The organism is Nocardiopsis ansamitocini (genome assembly GCF_030268225.1).
In the GTDB taxonomy this organism is placed as follows: domain Bacteria; phylum Actinomycetota; class Actinomycetes; order Streptosporangiales; family Streptosporangiaceae; genus Nocardiopsis_D; species Nocardiopsis_D ansamitocini.
In genome coordinates this window covers 77,483-97,770 of record NZ_BSQG01000012.1, presented here as the reverse complement: position 1 = coordinate 97,770, position 20,288 = coordinate 77,483, and the positions used below count along the sequence as shown (strand labels likewise).

Sequence of the window (20,288 nt, the reverse complement as noted above, 5' to 3'; positions counted from 1 at the left end):
CGGGCGGCGGTTCCGCCTGGTTGGCCGGCTCGCTCCCGCCCGGACGCGGGCCCACCGGTGCGAAACGGTACACGCGAGGTCCTGGCTGTACCGGGGGCCAACGAGTGGCCCACGACTACGCGCCCGTTCCCCGACGCTCCCCGGTAGGGGCGGAACCGGGCAGCCACTGCCTGCCGGCCGCTAGGCGAGAGCGTCCACGTAGGTCCAGGCACCGTCCGCCCGGAGGAAGCGGCTGTTCTCGCGGAGCTCGCCCTCTTCCTGCCCGTCGCGGTAGACGGCGCGGAAGGAGACGGTGCCCTCCTGGTGGAAGGGCGAGCCGCCGGTACTCCCGACGATCTCCAACCCCAGCCACTCCAGGCCGGGGTCCAGGTCGAGATGCTGGGGCCGGGTCCGTGGATGCCACGTCCGCAACAGATAGCCGGCCTCGCCGGTCGCGAAGGCGCTGTAGCGCGACCGCATCAGTTCCTCGGCGGTGGAGGCCACGGCCGAGCCGCGATGCAGCCGGGCGCAGCAGCCCCCGTAGACCTTAGGTGAGCCACAGGGGCAGGGCGCGGCGGCCGGATCGGTGCGAGTACGGCGTTTGGGCATCTCCCGATTGTCCAGGATCCGTGGAGCGCCTGCGTTTTGGCCTTCGCCGGCTCCGCGGCCCCCGCCCGAAAGCTACCGCCCTCCAGGGCGGGGAGACGTGGTGTTCTCGGGCGGAGAAGGGTGGTGGTTGCGGATGTGCTCGTACACCACGGAGGTTCGGACATCGGCGACCTCGGGGCGTTCGGTGAGCCGGTCGATGACGAACGCGTACAGGCTCTCGTTGTCGGGAACCGCGACGTGGACGAGGAAATCCTCGCTGCCGGACGTGACGAACACGCCCAGGGTGTCGGGCAGACGGCTCACCCAGTTGCGAAACGCCTCGATGTTGTGCCGGGAGGGAGGCCGGATCCGCACCGCGATCAGGGCCTGGACGGGACGGCCGATCTGGGCGAGGTCCACGTCCAGCAAGGCGCCCTTGACGACGCCCCGCTGTTTGAGGGAACGGGTGCGGTCCAACGCGGTCGTCGGGGAGACGCCCACGGCCGCTGCCACGTCCCGGTTGGTCGTGCGTGCATCCGACTGGAGTTCCCTGAGAATTGCCTTGTCGAGTTCATCTAAGTTAGCCATTTAGTCATTTTAGCCGTACTTAGTACGGACTGTTTGCGGCTTGCTCGAATCAAGCCGTAGTGTCTGGCTCAAGTTTCGTATGACTAGCCAGAGAGGTATCGATGTCTGAGCAGTCGTCCCCGGCACCTGTGGGATTCGCCCCGGAGGAGATGCTGACCGCAGAGCCCACGCGCTCGGCTCGACTGAAGTGGGTCGTGGTCGTCGATGAGCGTCTGCCGGCGGGGCGTGCGGCCAACGCAGTCATCTGCGTCGCCGCTGCCACCTCGGCCAACGTCATCGGGCTGCTGGGCCAGGACGTCAAGGACGCCGACGGCGGTACCCATCCGGGACTGCCCTGGGCCGGGTGCTCCGTGCTGGCGGCAGCGGGCGGCCGCCTGGCCGCCATCCGCGCCCGCGCCGCCGCATCCGCCGGGGTCTTCGTCGCGGACATGCCCGGCCACGCCCAGCGGACCCGCGTCTACGACGACTACCTCGACCAGGTGGCCCGGAGCGGGGCCGAGGACCTCGATTACTCCGCGATCAGTCTGGTCGGCCCGCGCAACCGCATCGACAAGCTGACCAAGGGACTGTCCCTGCTGCCCTGAGGAACCGTGGCGTTACTGCTGCCGTCGCTCCCTACTGCTCCGGGGGAGTGGTCGGCACTCTCACCGCGAGGATGACGATGTCGTCATCGGTGCGGTCGGCCGCGACCCGCTCGACCAGTCTTTTGAGCAGCACCGGGAGAGAATCATGGTCGAGTGCATCCAGTAACGCGGCGACGTGGTCGATGGCGGTGTCGATGTCGTGCCCGCGCCGTTCCACGAGGCCGTCGGTGTAGAGCAGTAGCAGACTTCCGGGGGCCAGCAGGTGTTCATGGGTGGTGCGCGTCCCGGATTCCAGCCCGGGGAAGAAGAGCCGGTCGTGGAGTTCGAGCCGGATGACCGGGCCCTGGTGTGGGGCCAGTAGCGGTGGCGGATGGCCCGCGTTGGTCCAGTTCAGCGACCAGCCCTGTGGGCCGGGGAGCAGGTGGGCGTGCACGAGGCTGCCACTGGCCTCGACGGCCAGGGCGGAGCAGGCGTACTCCAGTGCCTCGACGGCCCGCGCCGGCCCCTGGCCGGGATGGTCGAGGTCGGCCTGGCGGAGCATACTGCGCAGCTGCCCCATGAGGGTTGCCGCGTGAATGTCGTGGCCGGTGATGTCGCCCACCGTGATGGCCAGGGGGGCCTCTGCGCCGTTCGCCGTGTTCGGGAGGTGGTAGGCGTCGTACCAGTCGCCGCCGACCATGTCGTTGTCGGCGGCGGGCCGGTACAGCGAGGCCAGCTCCAGGCCGGAATGGGCGGGGAGTTCGGTGAGCATGGCCTCCTGGAGCTGGTGGGCCACGGTGATCCGTTCCTCCACGAACAGTGCCCGCTCCACGGCCTGGGCCGCGTAACCCGCGATCGTGGTGAGTACCGCGCGTTCCTGGGTGTCGATCTCGTAGGGCATCTCCCAGCCCAGCATCATCACGCCGACCACCTGCCGGGAACCGAGAAGGGGCACGCATACGGCAGTCGCCAGCCCCAGGGAGTCGAAGCCGACCACAGCCTCGGCGCTGTACTCCTCGATCAGTGCGGCGCGGTCGGGAACCAGGACCATCCGGCGTTCGTGTGCCGCCCGGGCGCTCGGCCAGCCGTCCTGCACGGTGTAGACGCCGTGCGAGTCCTCCACGAAGTAGGAGACCTCCGGGTCGCCCACCCGCCGCAGTACCTGGCCCTCGACCAGGGAGATGCCCACATACGAAGGTTTGAGGTCGCCGCTGACCAGGTCGCGGACCCGGCGGCGTACGTCGATCAGGCTCGCGGCTCCGGCGAGGTCTTCGGCGGCCCGCAGGAGCAGCTCCGACCGGCTCAGCGCCACCCGTGCCTGCTCGGACAGTGCCTGCTCCCGTTTGGCCGAGCGCTCGGCCAGGATCTGCGAGTGGATGGCCAACGCCTGCGCCTTGCCGGCCGCCTCGCGGGCGTCCTCGGCCGAATGCCGGGCTCGTTGCGCGCTGCGCGAGGCCATACGCAGGCGCAGGTCCGCGCTGCACGCCGCAGCGAGGTCGCCGAGGTCCCGCAACTGCTGCCGCGACCAGACGCGTGCCTTGGTGTCGATCGCGCACAGCGTCCCCAGAACACGGCCGTTCCCGTCGCTCAACGGCATCCCCGCGTAGGCCACCACCCCCAGATCGTCGATGGCCGGGTTCGTGCAGGTTCGATGGTCCAACCGGGTGTCGGGCAGTACCAACGGCTGGTCGTCGGCCGCCACGTGCTGGCACAACGAGTGCGAGAGCGGCGTCGCGCGCAGGGTCGCCCACGGCTCGGACAGGCCGATCATCCCGGGAAACACCTGGCGGTCCTCTGTCACCAGCGACACCAGGGCGATGGGGGCGTCCAGCAGGCTGGACACCAGTCGGGCGAAGCGGTCCATATCGGGATCGGAGGCCGCTGACAGCCCCGTCTCGGCCAGTACCCATCCGCGGTCGGGGAACGGCGCGGACCCGTCCTCCTCCCGGCGGCGTTCTTGTGGCATCACGGCCCTTCCCGTCCCGACCCGGTGTCCGCTGACCAGCGAGCAGGCGAGGACGTCACAAAGACTGACGTCCTACTTTAACCAGCAGCGTGCGCAGGAATCACCGCATCGCACCGGCCGGACCGCGCTCCGAAACGAGCCGGGGAGAGGCGTGCCGGTCCTGGGCGGAGCGCGGGCCCGGTCGGTCGAGACGACGCCGAGTCACGGGAAAGCCGCGGGGCAGAACCGTCGAACCGATGCCGACGTGACTCTGGAGGGCACTCCCGACCGCACACTGAGCACGGCTCGGACCACCGAGCCTCCACGGGGAGGGGCGGCGCGGTAGGCGGGTGGAGATCATGGCCTGGACCGGAACGGTAGCGGATGCGGTGCAGCGAACCGGCGAGGGCGACGGGCCCGAGCATCGACACCCTGCGGTTCTACGAGGACGAGGGGGCGTCCCTGCGCCTCCGCGCCGCCGGCGGCTACCGCGACATCGAGCAGCTGTCACGCCTGCGTGATGCGCTGGTGCTCCTGCTCAAAGTGCCCGACACCGAAGTCGCGGCGTTCATCGGTTCGTTCTCGCCGGACAAGGTGCCTCGGAAGAACGGTCGTTCAGCCGGGGCCGCCCCACCCTCTGGTGGGTAGCGCCGTGCTCCGGAGGGCGGCTACCGTGCCTCGTCCGCCGGCGCCCCGACATCGGTTCCTCGGCGCGTTCTACGGCCGGGGAACCTCTGTGTCGCGTCGGGTGAGCACCAGGGGGCCGTCCTCGGTGATCGCGACCGTGTGCTCGGAGTGCGCAGCGGGCAGGCCGTCGGCGGTGCGGATCGTCCATCCGTCGGCGTCGAAGACGATCCGGTCCGTGGTGCGGGCGAACCAGGGTTCGAGGGCGAGGACCAGGCCCGGCTGGAGCACGAGGCCGCGGCCGGCCACGTCCTTGTTGGGGACGTGGGGTGCCTCGTGCATGGTGCGTCCCAGGCCGTGGCCGCCGAATTCCACGTTGACCGGGTATCCGTAGTCCGCGGCGACCGCGCCGATGGCGGCCGAGACATCACCCAGGCGATTGCCCGGCCGGGCAGCCGCGATGGCTGCTCCGAGGGCTTCCTCCGTGGCGCGGACGATGCGAAGGTCGTCCTCCGCAGGCGTGCCGACGATGACGCTGACTGCGGAGTCGGCCACCCAACCGTCGATGGAGACCGCGATGTCCATGCTCAGCAGGTCCCCGTCGCGGAGGGTGTAGTCGTGGGGGAGTCCGTGCAGGACCGCGTCGTTGACGGACAGGCAGATGACGTTGCGGAACGGGCCGCGGCCGAAAGGGGGGGCGTAGTCCCAGTAGCAGGACCGGGCGCCCCGTTCGCGGATGAGACCACGGGCGTGGTTCTCCAGGTCGAGGAGGTTCACGCCGATGCCGGCGATCGTGCTGAGCTCGCTCAGGATCCGCGCGACGAACTGGCCGGTGACACGCATCTGATCGATCTCTGCGGGCGACTTCAGTTCGATCATGGCCGTCTCCTTCTCCAGGTGGTATTAAAATACCAGTATTATCATGCCGCTCACCGAAGATCCGGTCGGCCCCTCGCGGGGCGCGGCTTGGCATCCCGTGTGCCGTGTCGTTCGTCGACGGCCGGGAGCGAGGCGCCGCGCGTGTGCTTCCTGCCCCGGGCAGGGGCCTCCCGTTCGGCGCGTCCACTCGCCGAACGGGAGGCCGGGCATCGGTTGTGCCTGCTACTCGGTGCGCAGGCCGTCGGGCCGCATCATCTGCCACAGGGAGGGCAGGCTCGCCAGCGTCACCAGTACGACCATGGCGAGCCCCGCGCCCACGAGTGGGACGAACGACAGCCAGTCGGTGACCGGGAGGCCGGCCATCCGCAGCAGCAGAAGACCGAGGCCGAGCCCGCAGCCGGTCGCGATCACCAGGCCGATCACCACAGGGATCGCCGTCTGCCACAGCACCGACGCCCCCAACGTCGAGCGGTCGGTGCCGAAGGCGACCAGTACCGACAGCTGCCGTTTGCGGTCGCGCAGCTGTTCGATCGTCGAGACGACCATACTGGCCCCGATCACCGCCATCGTGACGATCGCGGCGGCCCTGAGCGCATCGCCGACGGCCGCCATCTCCGTACTGTTGGCATCGGGCGAGAGCGCGTGCAGCGTGAGCCCGGGGTCGCCGATCCCGATGTGGTTGCGCACGTGCTCGGCCGCGTCCGGGACCCTCGGGTCGAGGGTGATCAGCACCGTGGACCGGATGTCCGACAGTTCCTCCACAGGGAAGGCCGACGGGGTGACGAACAGGCCCTCGTAGGTTTCCCCGACCGTGAATTCCCTCGTTCCGGCCTGCTCCACCCGCGGGACGTCCCACGGACGGGGGTCGGTGACGCCGGTTCCCGGATAGGCGTTGTCGAGGTCGAGCCGGTCGCCCGGACGCACGACCGACGCGTCGCCGCGGTCGGCGAAGGAGTCGCCGTCACCGTCGGCACCGGCGACGAAGGCGTCACCGTCGGCGCAGGACGAGAACGTGATCAGCTTGTCCAGAGCCGCGCAGTCGGCGACCACGACCGACCGCCTCTCCTGACGGCCGGAGGAGTCGGGTTCGGCGCCCACCAGTGGAAGATCGGCCCGCAGGATCGAGAAGGAGGACGCCACTCCCTCGGCGCCGTCGATCCCTCGGGCGAACGCCAGGCCCTCGGCGCTGCTGTCCACCGAGGAAGAGGCGACCAGCTGCACCTGGGACGGGCCCTGGCCGGTCGCCTCCCGGTCCGCCTCGTCCACTGCGGAGAACAGCATCTGGAGGGCGATCGCGCCGGCCACGGCGATGGTGATGCCGCTGACGGTTCGGGCAGCGGGGCCGCTGTTCAACTGGAGGCGTCGCGTGGCCAGCTGCCACGACAACGGACCCCCGCGCAGCCGGGCCACCACGACCTCCACGATCCACGGCAACAACAGGGTGAATCCCGTCAGCGTCATCAGGACGCCGGTCACGATCGCCCACTCGTCGGCCGCGGAGGCCGACCCACCGCCGAGCACGGCCAGTATCGCGATCCCGACGGCAGGCAGCACCAACCGCCACCACAGCCGGCGGCCCCGGTCGGTGCCCTCGCGGGAAACACCCAGCGGGCTGACGGCGACCTTGCGGAGCGCGAAGAGCGTCACCAGGACGGCGCAGGCAGGGACGAGCACCACGATCGACGCGGCGATCAGCGGTGCGGGTACGGTGTCCGCCGGCGACACGCCTCCGTAGGGCAGCGGCACCTCGCCGACGAACATCCGGGCCACCAGGAAGAGGCAAGCGCCGACCAGCAGTCCGAGGAGCGCGCCCACAAGGGACTCGCCGGCGGCGATCCGCCGGGTCATCCCGTTGTCGGCGCCCATCAGCCGCAGCGCCGACAGCCGCCGGTCCCTGCTCTCCCCGCCGAAACGCACCGCGGTGAGGACGAAGACCCCGATCGGCAGCAGCAGCACCACGATGATGACCACGATCAGCATCACGAAAACCGGGTCCATGCCGCTGTTGGACCGGTCCTCGCCGAAGGAGGAGACGGCGGACGGGGCCGGTTCTTTCGAGAGGGTGTCCGTGCCCAGGTAGAAGTGGAGTTCATGGGGGCCGCTCAGTCCTTCGGCCCCGATCACGCCCACGATCGACGCCTCGTCGAACCGCTCGGCGAGCAGGGCGCCGTCCTCGGAACGCAGAAGATCGCGCAGGGCCGGGGAGACGTAGAGCTCGCCTGCCGTCGGTATCCGGTCGATCCCCGGGGGGCGGACGGCCGCTTCCGGGTCCCCGAGCGGCTCCAACAACAGGCCGCTCACCATGGTTCCCCGGAAACCGGTCAGCTCGTACGACGCCAGTAGGGCGTCGCCGCCGGCCTCCTCACCCTCTTCCAGGAACACCGGTGACCGGGCGCCCATCCGGTCCTGCATCGCGTCCCGCACGGTAGGGGCGGTGGACGCCAGCAGAAGCAGCATCACGCCCAGGCCGACCCCCAGCGCCGTGAGTAGCATCCTCGTCCAGCCCGGTCGCCCGCCGCTCAGCGCGAACCCGGCCCCCATCCCCAGCTCGCGGCACCACCGGAGGATCATGCGATGCCCGCCGTTGCGGAGGTGATGTCGCGGGCCTGACCGTCGCGGACGACGACCTCCCGATCGGAGTATGCCGCGACCCGGGCCTCGTGGGTGACCAGGACGACCGCGGCGTTGGTCTCACGCGCCGCAGTGGTGAGCAGTTCCATGACACGTTCACCGTTGAGCGAGTCCAGCGCGCCGGTGGGTTCGTCGGCGAAGATGACGCGGGGCCGCGCCGCAAGGGCCCGCGCGACGGCCACCCGTTGCCCCTGGCCGCCGGAGACCTGGCCGGGGCGTTTGCTCCGGACGTCGTCCACCTCCAGGCGCGCCATCCACTCCAGCGCGCAGGACTCGGCCTCCTTGCGGTTTGTGCCGGCCAGTCGCAGCGGCAACGCGATGTTCTCCGCGCAGGTCAGCTCGGGGACCAGCTGGCCGAACTGGAAGACGAAACCGAAATCCCCGCGTCGCAGCTTGCTGCGCTGGGCGTCGGACATGGCGGACAGTTCATGACCGCGGTAGTGAACGGTGCCGCCCTCGGGGGTGATGATGCCGGCCAGACAGTGCAGCAGAGTCGACTTCCCCGACCCGGAGGGGCCCATGACGGCGACGATCTCACCGGAGTCGATGGTGAATTCCGCTCCGTTCAGTGCGGCGGTGGGGCCGTAGGTCTTGCGCAGTCTGGTTGCGGTGAGCAGGGGTCCGGTGCTTTCCGCTGAATCGGTGCGGGTCATTTGCCGACCTCTCCGGCGAGTCTGTCGAGCCGGTCGGCGGTGAGTTCGAGCCACCGCAGGTCGGCCTCCAGGTGGAACAGGGCGTGATCGCAGATGAGCTGGTCGCCGAGATCCCCGTTCGTCTTGCGGCGGGTGAGTTCACGCATGAGGCGCAGGTGCTCGGCCCGCTGGGCGTCCAGCAGGTCGGCGGCGTCGCGCCCGGTCAGTAGCGCCAGTACGACTTTGGTGTAGAGGGTGCTCTGCAGGTAGGGCTCGGGTTTCTCCGGGGTGGCGAGCCAGCGTCCGACGTCGGTGATGCCGGCGTCGGTGATGGCGTAGCGCTTGCGTTCCGGGCCGCCTCCTGCCTCCACCCCGTCGACCTCGACGAGGCCGTTCTTCAGCAGGCGCGACATCGTCGAGTAGACCTGCCCGTAGTGCAGCGGACGGTCGTGGCCGAACCGTTCGTCGAAGGTTCGCTTGAGGTCGTAGCCGTGGCGCGGGCCTGATTCGAGGAGGCCGAGCAACGTGTTGCTGATGGACATGCAGGTGACTATACACCACGTGTATACGCAAAGTTTATAGTCTCTTGAGCTGGGATTTTACGAGAAAGGCGTCGTAGTGCGCGTGGTTTGTGGGTGGCCGTGGAGCGTTCCGGGAGGTCCCTTTTGACACAAATTTTGAAAATGATTATCTTTATCAATATTGATGGAGGTCTGGAGGGGGCAGAGTGGCGGTCGGGAAGAGGCGGGGCGATGCGGTCGGCGCGGATGGGACCGCGCTGGTGACCGGGGCCTGCGGAGGCATCGGGGCGGCCGTCGTGCGCGGCCTGGTCGAACAGGGGGCACGTGTCGCGGCCCTGGACGTCGACGGTTCGGCTGTCCGGGAACTGGCGGCGGCCTACCGAGAGAAGGGGCACGCCGTCGACGGGTACGCGGTCGACGTCGCGGACCGGGCGGCCGTCGAGACGGCGGTGGCCGAGATCGAGGAGAGCGGGACGATTGCCCTGGCCGTCAACATCGCCGGCATCCTGTGTCCGGGCCCGGTCCTGGAACTCGCCGCAGAGGACTGGGCGGCGGTGTTCGCGGTCAACAGCTCGGGTGTGTTCAATGTTTCCACGGCCGTCGCGCGTCACATGACCCCGCGCAGAGCCGGTGCGATCGTCACGGTCAGTTCCGATGCGGCCCGGCTCTCCCGAACGGGGATGGCCGCCTACGCGGCGTCCAAGTCCGCGGCCACCCGTTTCACCCTGTGCCTGGGGCTGGAACTCGCCCCTTTCGGGATCAGGTGCAACGTGGTCTCGCCGGGAACGACCGCCACCGCCATGCGCCGGCAGCTGTGGGGAGGGGACGCCCCGGAGGAGTCGGCCGTGGCGGGATCGCCCGAATCGTTCCGGGGAGGGATCCCCCTGGGACGGATCGCCGATCCGGAGGACGTCGCCGATGCGGTGCTCTTCCTCGCCTCTCCCAGGGCGCAGCACATAACCATGCACGACCTTCGCGTCGACGGGGGAGCCGGCCTTGGCTCCTGACCGATGGGACCACCTGCCCGGGAAGAAGCCCGGACCCCTGGACGCACTCCACGCGTATCGGCCGGGTGACTTCGTGTTCACCACTCCCGGCCACACGCTCCTCGCCCGCGATATGTCCCGGACCCGCGTCCAACGGGCCACCGGCGAGCACCTCGGCGCCGCTTTCGACGCGGCCCGGCGCTCGGGCCTGTCCCGACCCGTCGCGGTCGGAGCCCTGGCATTCGACCCCGCCGCCCCCGCGCACATCGCCGTTCCGCACGAGGTCGTGATGAGCGGCAGGTCCCCCAGGGGCGGAAGCGGTGACGAGGCGCCGGCCCGGCCCCGGATCCGCGCGCACCATCGCGTCCCCGACGAGCACGGGTACACCCGCGCCGTCGCCCGGGCGATCGACCGGGTCACCCGCACGGAGCTGGACAAGGTCGTGCTGGCAAGGACCCTGCGCCTCGTCCTCGACCACCCTGTCGATCCCGGACAGCTCCTGCGCCGCCTGGCCTCCGCCGACCCCGCCGCCCACGTGTTCGCCGTGGACGTGCCCCCCGAACACGGGGGAGCACGCCGCACCCTGCTGGGGGCCAGCCCGGAGCTGCTCGTCGCACGGCGGGGACCGGCCGTCCACAGTCATCCGCTCGCCGGCTCCGCGGCCCGCGACCCCGATCCCGCGACCGATCGCCGACGGGCCCGCGAGCTGGTCGCCTCGGCGAAGGACCGGCACGAGCACGCCTTCGTCGTGGCGGCCCTCGCCGAGTCGCTCAGCCCGTTCTGCGCGGAGCTCCACGTCCCCGAGGCGCCCTCGGTGACCGCGACCTCCACGATGTGGCATCTCGGTACGCGTATCACCGGACGACTGGCGGAGCCGCTCCCCTCGTCACTGGACCTGGCCCGCGCCGTGCACCCCACCCCGGCGGTGTGCGGCACGCCGACGCGTCTGGCACTGGAGGCCATCGGTGAACTGGAGCCCTTCGACCGCGGCCACTACGCCGGAGCAGTGGGCTGGTGCGACGCGGACGGAGACGGCGAGTGGGCGGTTGCGCTGCGCTGCGCCGAGGTGGAGGGCGACGAGGCCCGGCTCTTCGCCGGGGCGGGGATCGTCGCCGACTCCGATCCGGTCGCCGAACTCGCCGAGACCTCCGCCAAGTTCCGCACCATGCTCGACGCCTTCGAAGAGGCGTCCCCCCACCGGGAACCGCCGGTGGATCCGCGGAGCCCGACCCGACAGGACGATGCCCCATGACGCTGCCGCGTATCGACGCCTATCCCATGCCCGCCGAGGAGGAGATCCCGAAGAACCACGCCGACTGGCGACTCGACGGCGACCGCTGCGTACTGCTGATCCACGACATGCAGCGGTACTTCCTGGACGCCTTCCGCGCCGATGCCGAACCGGTTCCGACCCTGGTCGACAACATCCGTTCACTGCGCGAGCGCTGCGTGGAACGGGGCGTGCCGACGATCTACACCACGCAGCCCGGATCCCAGGAGCCCTGGGAGCGGGGTCTGCTCCAGGATTTCTGGGGGAGGGGCCTGAGCGACGAGCCCGCCCACACCGCAGTCATCGCCGATCTCGCTCCCCGGGAGGAGGACACGGTGGTGACCAAGCGACGCTACAGCGCCTTCGCGAACACCGGACTGTCGGCCACCATGGGCCGCCTCGGACGCGACCAACTGGTCGTCTGCGGCGTCTACGCCCATATCGGCGTCCTGATGACCGCCTGCGACGCGTTCATGCGCGACGTCGAACCCTTCATCGTGGCCGACGCCGTGGCCGATTTCTCGGCGGAGGACCACTCCATGGCCCTCACCTATGCGACCCGCCGCTGTGCGATGGCGGTGAGCACGCGAAACGCGATGACGGCGCTGGGGAGGTGATCCGACGGACGCGGTGCGGGGCGTGCCCGCACCGCGTCCGCGGAATCAGGAAGAGCCCAGCTCGGTGCGCAGTCTCCGCTTGTCGACCTTGCCGATCCCGGTCAGCGGAAGCACTGCGGCGAAGCGCACCTCGTCGGGGACCTTGAAGGCGGCGACGCCGCGTTCCAGCAGCAGTCCCCGGACCTCTGCCACCGAGGGGCGGTGGCCCCCGGCCACCAGTACGGCGACCGCGCGTTCGCCCAGGAAAGGGTCGGGCACACCCACCAGGGCAGCGGCGCGCACCCCCGGGATCGCGAGCAGGTGCTCCTCCACCTCCACCGCCGCGATCTTCTCCCCGGCCCGGTTGACCTGGTCCTTCACCCGCCCCACTACGACGAGGTCACCCCGTTCGGTACGGGTGACCAGGTCACCGGTGCGATAGAAGCCCTCGGCGGTGAAGCACAACCGGTCCTGTTCCCGTGCCCGGTAATAGCCGCGCAGGGTGTAGGGGCCGCGGGTCAACAATTCGCCCGGCTGCCCGGGGGGTACGGGCCTGCCCTCCTCGTCGACCACCAGCACCTCGTCGGAGGGCGACAGCGGGCGCCCCTGGGTGGTGCACACGATGTCCTCGGGGTCGTCCAGGCGGGTGTAGTTGTTCAGGCCCTCGGCCATGCCGAACACCTGTTGCAGGCCACAGCCCAGTTCCGGGCGGACACGGCGCGCAGTGGTGTCGTCCAGGCGGGAGCCGCCGACCTGCAGCACCTCCAGGCTGCTCAGGTTGCGCCCGCCCCGGGCGGCCTCGTCGAGCCAGTGGGGAACAAGCGCGGGGACGAGGGAGGTGATCGTGACCCCCTCGGTCTCCACCAGGGCGAGGGCGGTTGTGGGGCTCGGGTCGGGGCACAGCACCACGGTCCCTCCCGAGCAGAGGACCCCCAGGAGGCCCGGCGAGACCATGGTGAAGTTGTGCGAGACGGGCAGGACGGCGAGATAGACCGAATCGGCGCCCACCCCGCACACCTCGGCCGAGGCGCGGGCGTTGTACGCGTAGTCGGCGTGGGTGCGCGGGATCAGTTTGGGCGTTCCCGTGGTGCCGCCCGAAAGCAGGAGTAGCGCGAGCGCGTTCGGGGACACGTCGGGGAACCCGCCGGTGAGGGCGGCGCCCTTTTCCTCCAGCGCGCCGAGGGCGATGCCGTTGCCCGTTCCAGGGTCGCCCGCGACGACCAGACGGCGCAGTGAGGGGCAGGCGCGGGCGACCTCCGCCGCGACCGGTCCCAGATCCCGTCGGCCGTGCCGGTCGGCGACGACGTGGACGGCGGCCGCGGAGAGCCGGGTCAGCGCGACCAGGTCGGCGCGGCCCAGTGAGGGCGGGGCCAGGATCGGGACCGCGCCGATCCGGAGCAGCGCGAAGAGCGCGATCACGTACTCCTCCCGGTTGGGCAGCTGAAGCAGCACCCGTTCGCCCGGGCGTACCGGCAGGTCGGCAAGCCCCCGTGCCAGATGAGTCACACGGGTGTCCAGCTCCGCGTAGCTCAGCCGTCCGGAGGGCGACACGAGTGCGATGCGTTCGCCCAGGTCGCGTGCCTGGTCGCAGAGCAGCTCACTCAGGGTCCGGTCGCGCCAGTGGCCGGCTCGCCGGTAGGCGTTCGCGAACTCCTCCGGCCAGTCGGTCCAGTCCTTCTCGTCCACGTGATCTCCCATTCCTCGCTCATCGGCCTCGACGGGGCCAAGCCGACAGTGCTATACATAATGCCGTAAATGAAAACCGTTATCGTTTTCGAGCGATTGCGGTGGAGCACGCAGAAACAGGGGGCGGTACGTCGTGTCACCACACGGGCGGGCACCGGTCGAAGAGATCCGAACGCAGGTCGCGCAGATCCTCGGTGTCGGCGGCTTCGCCGATGACGACGACCTCTTCGACCACGGACTGGACTCCCTCGGCCTCATCCGGCTCGTGGGGGTGTGGCGCGAACAGGGCGCCGACGTCACGTTCGAGGACCTGTCGAGCGAGCCGACCGTGGCCGCGTGGAGCAGGCTCCTGTCCCGTCGATCCAGCGGGCCCGCCCCGGCAGTACGTCCCGCGGTGACCGTTGCCGAGGACGAACCGTTCGCGCTTGCCACGATGCAGTACGCCTACTGGATCGGTCGTCGCGACGAGCAACCCCTGGGCGGCGTCGGCGCGCACTTCTACACGGAGTTCGACGGCCACGACCTGGATCCCGGACGACTCACCACTGCCCTGGCGGCGATCGCCGCCCGTCACCCCATGCTGCGCGTCCGGTTCCTGGACGACGGACGCCAACGCATCGGTGCCACCGCGGCCCGGAGCGGGGTCCGCGTCCACGACCTGCGCTCCCATCCCCAGGACGCGGTCGCGCGCCGCCTGGAGGAATTGCGCGAGTACTACACCTGCCAGCGCCTGGACGTCGAGGAGGGGCACGTCCTCGACGTCGCGCTCACCCTCATGGACGAGGGCCGAACCCGGCTGCACGTCGACCTGGACATGATCGCGGCCGACGCGCTGAGCCTTCGCATCCTGCTGGAGGACCTGCGTCTGGCCTACATCGGCGAACTCGACCCCGCGCCGTTGTCCTACACCTTCGCGCGCTACCTCGCCGAGCGTACGCCCCGCATGGAGGCGGCCCGCGAACGGGCCCGTTCCTGGTGGATGGAGCGGCTGGCGGACCTGCCCGAGGCGCCCCGCCTGCCCACCGTCATCGACGCGACCGACCTCACTCCCGGCCGCAGTCCGTTGGCGCGGTCGAGCCGGCTGCACCACTGGCTCCCGCCCGAGGAGGTCCGGGCCCTGGAACGCAACGCCAGAACGGCCGGGATCACCCCGGCCGCGGCCCTGGCCACCGTGTTCGCCGAGACCATCGGCTCCTGGAGCGCCGAACGCCGCTTCCTGCTCAACCTCCCGCTGTTCGACCGAACCCCCCTGCACCCCGACGTCGAGCGTCTCATCGGCGACTTCAGCGGTTCGGTCCTGCTCGACGTCGACGTCACCGATTCCCTTCCCTTCGCCCAGCGCGCCCACCAGGTCCAGGCGGATCTGCACACGGCCATCGACCACGGTGCCTACAGCGGCGTGGAGGTCATGCGCGACCTCGCCCGAGCCTCGGGCGGACGAGGGCGACCGGCCCCGGTCGTCTACACCAGCGCAATCGGGCTCGGACCGCTGTTCAGCGAGGCCGTGCAGGAGTGTTTCGGCCGTCCCTCCTGGATCATTTCGCAAGGGCCGCAGGTGTGGCTGGACGCCCAGGTCACCGAACTGGACGGTGGCCTGCTGCTCAATTGGGACGTGCGGGAGGCGGCCTTCGCGCCCGGCGTCCTCGACGCGGCCTTCACCGCCTACCGCGAGCTGGTCGCAGCACTGGTCGCCGACCCCGCCGCCTGGCATCGACCGGCTGCTCCCGAGGCCCCCGCCGAGCAGCTCGCCGCCCGTGCCCGACGCGGGTCGGGTCCGGCCAGCCCGCCGCGGCCCCTCCACGAGTCCTTCTTCGTCCGTGCTCGGCACCGCCCCGACGACACCGCCCTCGTCGCAGCGGACGGCACCCGCGTCTGTTACGGAGAACTCGCCGACCACGCCCTGCGCGTCGCCGGCCTGCTCGCCGCGCGAGGCGTGGAACAGGGGGACACGGTGGCCGTCACGATGCCCCGCGGCACCGATCAGGTCGCCGCTGTGCTGGGCGTGCTCGCGGTCGGAGCCGCCTACCTTCCCCTGGGGACGTCGATCCCGTCGGCGCGACGGGCCCGCCTGCTGGCCCGTGGGCGCGCCGCACTGGTGCTCACCGACACCGCCCACCTCGACCGGGCCACCGCCCAAGGGATCCCGGCGGTGGACGTGGCCGGGGCCACGGACACGGCGGCCCTGCCGCGCCCGGTGCGCCCCGACCCCGACCAGACCGCCTACGTGCTCTTCACCTCGGGTTCCACCGGAGAGCCCAAGGGGGTGGAAATGCCGCACCGTTCAGCCGCGCACACGGTCGACGTGCTCATCGCCCGTCTGGGGGCGGGCCCCGGAGACCGGACCCTGGCGCTGGCCGAACTCGACTTCGACATGTCGATTTTCGACCTTTTCGCCCCACTGTCCAGTGGAGGGGCGGCGGTCCTGCTCGACGACGGCGTGCGTCGGGACGCGGCCGATTGGGCCCGGCTCATGCACGAGCACCGGGTCACCCTCCTCAACTGCGTCCCCGCCCTCCTGGAGATGCTGCTGGCCCAGGCGGAGTCCGGCCCCGGTCTGGACGCACCCCTGCGCGCGGTCCTCCTCGGCGGCGACGTCATCGGCCTCGACCTGCCCGACCGGGTGCGCGCACAGGCCCCCGACTGCCGGTTCCTGGCGCTGGGCGGGATGACCGAGGCCGCCGTCCACTCCACGATCGCCGAGATCGACCGGGTCGACCCGTCATGGCACTCGATGCCGTGGGGAGTACCACTGCCGGGCGTGCGCTGCCGGGTCGTGGACGAAACCGGCCGCGACCGCCCCGACCACGTCCCCGGTGAACTATGGGTGGGCGGCGCCGCGTTGGCCGCCGGGTACCGCGGCGACGTCGAGCGCACCGCGCACTCCTTCGTCACCGCACAGGGCACGCGCTGGTACCGCTCCGGTGACCGGGCCCGCTACCGTGGCGACGCGACGCTGGAGTTCCTGGGCCGCGTCGACGACCAGGTCAAGGTGGGCGGATACCGGATCGAACCCGGTGAGGTCGAAGCAGCCCTGTGCGCCGTCCCGCACGTGGCGGCGGCCATCGCGGTGGTCATCGGTGGAGCGGCACCCCGCCTGGCCGCGGCAGTGGTCCTCGCCTCCGACCGGATTCCGGAACCCGACGGACTGGCCGCGCGCGCCGCCGAGCTGCTGCCCGCGTACATGGTGCCCGAGCACATCGAGGTCTGGCCGGAGCTGCCCCGCACCCCCAACGGCAAGCCCGACCGCTCGGCCGCGGCCCTGGCGCTGACGGAAGGGGCCGGAGCCGCCCCGGAGGCCGACGCCGTACCCGAGGGCGCCGTCGAGCGGGACGTCGCCCGAGTATGGCGCGACATCCTGGGAGCAGGGGAGATCGGTCGCACCGCCGACTTCTTCGCACTGGGCGGCGACTCGTTGCTGGCCACCCGGGCGGTGGCCGCGCTGAGGGAAGCCGGATACCCCGACACCCGGGTGGGTGAACTGTTCGCCGCGCCGCGCCTGCGCGACTTCGCAGCCGGTCTCACGCCGGGCACGGGAGCGGCCGACCCCGTCGTGCGCCCCGACCCCGGCGGTCGCCACACGCCCTTCGCTCCCACCGACGTGCAACGCGCCTACTGGATCGGCCGCAACCAGGACTTCGTCCTCGGAGGAGTGGGGACCCACCACTACACCGAGTTCGACGGCGCCGATGTCGACCTGGCCGGTCTGGAGAAGGCGTTCGACCGACTGGTGGCCCGCCACGACATGCTGCGCGCCGTCTTCGACACGGACGGCGACCAGCGCGTCCTCGCCGATGTCGGACCGGTGCGCATCCCCGTCGTCACGGCCACGGCCGACGAAGCGGACACGGCGCTGGCCGCACTGCGCACCCACATGAGCCACCAGATCCTCGATCTCACCCGCTGGCCGCTGTTCGACGTCCGTGCGGTGCGCTACCCCGGAAAGGGGGGCACCCGCACCCGGCTGGGCGTCAGCCTCGACTACATCGTCCTGGACGCCCTGAGCATCATGACGCTCTACGACGAACTGGGCCGCCTCTACGCCGACCCCGACGCACGGCTGGCCCCTGTGGAACTGACATTCCGCGACTACCTCGCCCAGGCCGGTCCGGACGAGGAGGACGTGCGGCGGGCCCGCGCCTACTGGAGCGAGAGGCTGTCCGAGCTGCCCCCGGCCCCGGCGCTCCCTCTCGCGGTGGACCCCGCTGCGGTCGACGCACCCCGGTTCACCCGACGCAGCACCTGGCTCGGCCCCGCCGAGTGGGCCGCGTTCACCGACCGTGCCCGGGCACTGGGCCTCACCCCGTCGGCGCTGCTGTTGGCCTGCTACGGAGAAGTGCTCTCGATGTGGAGCGGACAGTCCGCACTCAGCCTCACCCTCACCCTGTTCAACCGGCGCGACGCCCATCCCCACGTGGACCGCGTCCTGGGAGACTTCACCTCGCTGTCGCTGACCTCCTACGACCGCGAACCGGGCGAGGACCTCTCCTCGGCGGCCGCGCGCCTGCACCGACGCCTGGGGCGCGACCTCGACCATCGCGACGCCTCGGCGGTGTGGGTCCTGGGCGAGCTCGCCCGCGCCACCGGCCTGGCCCAAACCGGTGTCCCCGTGGTCTTCACCAGCTCGTTGGGGGTCGGAGCCGGCCTGGGGTACGACACCGATCCCCCCTTCGGCGCACGGGTGTGGGGACTGTCGCAGTCGCCCCAGGTCCACCTGGACAACCAGGTCCTGGAGGCGGACGGTGGGCTCACCGTGCACTGGGACGCGGTGGAACAACTCTTCCCCAGCGGCGTCCTGGACGCCATGTTCGACGCCTACCGCCGCCTGTTGGTGGACTTCGCGACCGCAGCCGGGCCGAAGCCGCCCGGGATCGTCCTGCCAGCCGACCAGCGTCGGGCCCGCGAGCACGCCAACGCCACCGCCGGCCCCGAGCCCCACGGGCTCCTCCATGACGCGTTCTTCGCCAACGCGGAAGCCCACCCGGGGCGGACCGCCCTCGTCGACGCACTGGGCGAGACCTCCTACGCCGAACTCTCCGAACGCGCCCGTCGCGTCGCAGCCTCCCTCGTCGAGCGCGGAGTACGTCCCGGAGACGCGGTGGGCGTCACGCTGCCGAAGGGAGCCGATCAGATCGCGGCGGTCCTCGGGGTACTGGCGGCGGGAGCCGCTTACCTGCCGATCGGGGTGGACACCCCTCCCGCTCGGCGGGACCGGATGTTCCAACGCGCAGGGACCGGCGTCGTTGTCTGCGCCGACCCCGACGGCGTTTCCGGGGGAGTGGGCATGGCGGCCCTGCTGGCCACGGCTCCACTCGCGGAACCGGTGCGCCACCACCCCGACGCCCTCGCCTATGTCATCCACACCTCCGGTTCCACCGGTGACCCCAAGGGGGTCGAGGTGACCCACGCCGCGGCCCTCAACACCGTCGCCGACGTCAACGAACGCTTCGGCGTCGGACCGGACGACCGCGTCCTGGCCCTCAGCGCCCTGGACTTCGATCTCAGCGTCTACGACGTGTTCGGCCTGTTGGGGGCCGGCGGGGCGCTGGTCCTGCCCGACGAGGGCGAGCGCCGTGACGCCGCACGCTGGTGCGAACTGGTCGCCGAACACGGCGTCACGGTCTGGAACACCGTCCCGGCCCTGCTGGACATGCTGCTCCTGGCCGGACAGCAGCGACAAGGGTTCGCCCGGGCACTGCGCCTCGCCCTGGTCTCCGGAGACTGGGTGGGCCTGGACCTGGCACCCCGTCTGGCCGAAGCGGCCGAACGGGCGACATTGGTCGCGCTGGGCGGGGCCACCGAGGCCGCCATCTGGTCCAACTTCACGGAAGTGCGCGAGGTCCCGGAGAACTGGTCCTCGGTTCCCTACGGGCTCCCCCTGCGCAACCAGCGCTACCGGGTCGTCGATCCCCACGGCAGGGATTGTCCCGACTGGGTGCCCGGAGAGCTGTGGATCGGTGGAGCCGGCGTGGCGTCGGGCTACCGCGGCGACCCCGTGCGCACCGCCGAGAAGTTCCGCGAACACGCCGGTCGGCGCTGGTACCGCACCGGAGATCTCGGCCGGTACTGGCCCGACGCGACGCTGGAGTTCCTGGGCCGCACCGACCACCAGGTCAAGATCGGCGGACACCGCCTGGAACTGGGCGAGGTCGAGGCCGCGCTGGAAGCACACCCCGAGGTCCACCGTGCGGTGGCCCTCACCGCAGGCGGCCGTTTCGCCCGGAGGCTGCACGCCTTCGCCGCCGGCCCGGTCACCCCGGCCGCCCTCGCGGCCTTCCTCGCCCGCCGGCTCCCCGCACACGCCGTCCCCGGACGGATCCACGTCCTGGACGCGCTTCCGCTGACCGCCAACGGCAAGGTCGACCGCGCCGCGCTCACCGAACTCGCCTGGGCAGGGGTCCAGGAGGATTCCGGCCGGCCGCCCCTGCCGGGTACGGAGCAGCGCCTGGCCGTCCTGTGGGGCGACCTGATCGGCGTCCCCGTAACCGACCGCCACGCCAACTTCTTCACCCTCGGCGGTACCAGCATGCTCGCCATCCGCCTGGTCACCGCGGTGCGCAGGGAATTCGACACCGATGTGCCGACCCGCGCCTTCCTGGCCGCCCCCACGGTCGCCGCCCTCGCCGCCCACCTGGCGGGTACGGCCGCCGACCTGGAGACGGGCGCCCTGTGACCCCCGCCCGAACCTGACCCCCAGCCCCGCCGCTCCCCGCCCCGCACCAGACCCAAGAGGAAAGCGGCGCGGGTCCCGACCGCGACACATGCCAAGGAGGACCGGCGCGTCGTACCACCGCGCGCCGCAC

General features: G+C 71.0%; 14 protein-coding genes. 6 read left to right on the top strand and 8 right to left on the bottom strand.

Features of this window, described 5'->3' with window-relative positions; genetic code table 11:
* Window positions 1–180 precede the first annotated feature (180 nt).
* Both QSJ59_RS22570 and QSJ59_RS22565 read right to left on the bottom strand, forming a co-directional pair.
* Window positions 181–588, bottom strand: a complete 408-nt coding sequence (locus tag QSJ59_RS22570) for a YchJ family protein (RefSeq protein WP_285761756.1) — start codon at window positions 586–588, stop codon at window positions 181–183.
* A 72-nt stretch (window positions 589–660) separates the two neighbouring features.
* On the bottom strand, window positions 661–1,155 hold the full coding sequence (locus QSJ59_RS22565; RefSeq protein WP_285761755.1) for an Lrp/AsnC family transcriptional regulator: 495 nt from the start codon (window positions 1,153–1,155) through the stop codon (window positions 661–663).
* A gap of 101 nt (window positions 1,156–1,256) precedes the next feature.
* Here QSJ59_RS22565 and QSJ59_RS22560 point away from each other — a divergent pair, with 101 nt between their 5' ends.
* Window positions 1,257–1,739: a DUF2000 domain-containing protein gene (locus tag QSJ59_RS22560; protein WP_285761754.1), complete on the top strand. Its 483-nt coding sequence runs from the start codon at window positions 1,257–1,259 to the stop codon at window positions 1,737–1,739.
* 31 nt (window positions 1,740–1,770) lie between these two features.
* Here the strand turns inward: QSJ59_RS22560 and QSJ59_RS22555 are convergent, their stop codons facing one another.
* Window positions 1,771–3,684: a SpoIIE family protein phosphatase gene (locus QSJ59_RS22555; protein ID WP_285761753.1), complete on the bottom strand. Its 1,914-nt coding sequence runs from the start codon at window positions 3,682–3,684 to the stop codon at window positions 1,771–1,773.
* Between the two features lie 363 nt (window positions 3,685–4,047).
* Here QSJ59_RS22555 and QSJ59_RS22550 point away from each other — a divergent pair, with 363 nt between their 5' ends.
* Window positions 4,048–4,311, top strand: coding sequence for a MerR family transcriptional regulator (locus QSJ59_RS22550; RefSeq protein ID WP_285761752.1), 264 nt, complete (start codon window positions 4,048–4,050; stop codon window positions 4,309–4,311).
* Between the two features lie 69 nt (window positions 4,312–4,380).
* Here the strand turns inward: QSJ59_RS22550 and map are convergent, their stop codons facing one another.
* The 4 genes from map to QSJ59_RS22530 form a co-directional block, all read right to left on the bottom strand.
* The gene (map, locus tag QSJ59_RS22545; protein ID WP_285761751.1) at window positions 4,381–5,166 is read right to left on the bottom strand and encodes a type I methionyl aminopeptidase; all 786 of its coding nucleotides are present in this window, start codon (window positions 5,164–5,166) and stop codon (window positions 4,381–4,383) included.
* 222 nt (window positions 5,167–5,388) lie between these two features.
* Complete coding sequence (locus tag QSJ59_RS22540) at window positions 5,389–7,659, bottom strand: ABC transporter permease (protein WP_285761750.1); 2,271 nt, start codon at window positions 7,657–7,659, stop codon at window positions 5,389–5,391.
* 74 nt (window positions 7,660–7,733) lie between these two features.
* Window positions 7,734–8,450 (bottom strand): ABC transporter ATP-binding protein, encoded by a 717-nt coding sequence (locus tag QSJ59_RS22535; protein WP_285761749.1) that lies wholly within the window; start codon window positions 8,448–8,450, stop codon window positions 7,734–7,736.
* The gene (locus tag QSJ59_RS22530) at window positions 8,447–8,971 is read right to left on the bottom strand and encodes a PadR family transcriptional regulator (RefSeq protein WP_285761748.1); all 525 of its coding nucleotides are present in this window, start codon (window positions 8,969–8,971) and stop codon (window positions 8,447–8,449) included. Before QSJ59_RS22530 ends, QSJ59_RS22535 begins: the two co-directional genes overlap by 4 nt.
* A gap of 185 nt (window positions 8,972–9,156) precedes the next feature.
* Here QSJ59_RS22530 and QSJ59_RS22525 point away from each other — a divergent pair, with 185 nt between their 5' ends.
* Genes QSJ59_RS22525 through QSJ59_RS22515 form a run of 3 tightly spaced genes read left to right on the top strand, consistent with a single transcriptional unit; the run spans window position 9,157 to window position 11,823 of the window.
* Window positions 9,157–9,957 carry a 2,3-dihydro-2,3-dihydroxybenzoate dehydrogenase gene (locus QSJ59_RS22525; protein WP_285761747.1) on the top strand — a complete coding sequence of 267 codons (801 nt, stop codon included), beginning with the start codon at window positions 9,157–9,159 and terminating at the stop codon, window positions 9,955–9,957.
* The gene (locus tag QSJ59_RS22520; RefSeq protein WP_285761746.1) at window positions 9,947–11,188 is read left to right on the top strand and encodes an isochorismate synthase; all 1,242 of its coding nucleotides are present in this window, start codon (window positions 9,947–9,949) and stop codon (window positions 11,186–11,188) included. Before QSJ59_RS22525 ends, QSJ59_RS22520 begins: the two co-directional genes overlap by 11 nt.
* Window positions 11,185–11,823, top strand: a complete 639-nt coding sequence (locus QSJ59_RS22515) for an isochorismatase family protein (RefSeq protein WP_285761745.1) — start codon at window positions 11,185–11,187, stop codon at window positions 11,821–11,823. Before QSJ59_RS22520 ends, QSJ59_RS22515 begins: the two co-directional genes overlap by 4 nt.
* 45 nt (window positions 11,824–11,868) lie before the next feature.
* Here QSJ59_RS22515 and QSJ59_RS22510 read toward each other — a convergent pair whose 3' ends face one another.
* Window positions 11,869–13,500, bottom strand: coding sequence for a (2,3-dihydroxybenzoyl)adenylate synthase (locus QSJ59_RS22510; protein WP_285761744.1), 1,632 nt, complete (start codon window positions 13,498–13,500; stop codon window positions 11,869–11,871).
* Between the two features lie 121 nt (window positions 13,501–13,621).
* Between QSJ59_RS22510 and QSJ59_RS22505 the strand changes: the two genes are divergently transcribed.
* Window positions 13,622–20,158 carry a non-ribosomal peptide synthetase gene (locus QSJ59_RS22505; protein WP_285761743.1) on the top strand — a complete coding sequence of 2,179 codons (6,537 nt, stop codon included), beginning with the start codon at window positions 13,622–13,624 and terminating at the stop codon, window positions 20,156–20,158.
* The last annotated feature ends 130 nt before the right edge of the window (window positions 20,159–20,288 follow it).

Excerpts from the sequence above, each read along its gene's own strand:
- QSJ59_RS22570 (WP_285761756.1), bottom strand. The coding sequence starts at position 588 with ATGCCCAAACGCCGTACTCGCACCGATCCGGCCGCCGCGCCCTGCCCC.
- QSJ59_RS22565 (WP_285761755.1), bottom strand. The coding sequence starts at position 1,155 with ATGGCTAACTTAGATGAACTCGACAAGGCAATTCTCAGGGAACTCCAG.
- QSJ59_RS22560 (WP_285761754.1), top strand. The coding sequence starts at position 1,257 with ATGTCTGAGCAGTCGTCCCCGGCACCTGTGGGATTCGCCCCGGAGGAG.
- QSJ59_RS22555 (WP_285761753.1), bottom strand. The coding sequence starts at position 3,684 with ATGCCACAAGAACGCCGCCGGGAGGAGGACGGGTCCGCGCCGTTCCCC.
- QSJ59_RS22550 (WP_285761752.1), top strand. The coding sequence starts at position 4,048 with ATGCGGTGCAGCGAACCGGCGAGGGCGACGGGCCCGAGCATCGACACC.
- map (WP_285761751.1), bottom strand. The coding sequence starts at position 5,166 with ATGATCGAACTGAAGTCGCCCGCAGAGATCGATCAGATGCGTGTCACC.
- QSJ59_RS22540 (WP_285761750.1), bottom strand. The coding sequence starts at position 7,659 with ATGCTACTCACGGCGCTGGGGGTCGGCCTGGGCGTGATGCTGCTTCTG.
- QSJ59_RS22535 (WP_285761749.1), bottom strand. The coding sequence starts at position 8,450 with ATGACCCGCACCGATTCAGCGGAAAGCACCGGACCCCTGCTCACCGCA.
- QSJ59_RS22530 (WP_285761748.1), bottom strand. The coding sequence starts at position 8,971 with ATGTCCATCAGCAACACGTTGCTCGGCCTCCTCGAATCAGGCCCGCGC.
- QSJ59_RS22515 (WP_285761745.1), top strand. The coding sequence starts at position 11,185 with ATGACGCTGCCGCGTATCGACGCCTATCCCATGCCCGCCGAGGAGGAG.
- QSJ59_RS22510 (WP_285761744.1), bottom strand. The coding sequence starts at position 13,500 with ATGGGAGATCACGTGGACGAGAAGGACTGGACCGACTGGCCGGAGGAG.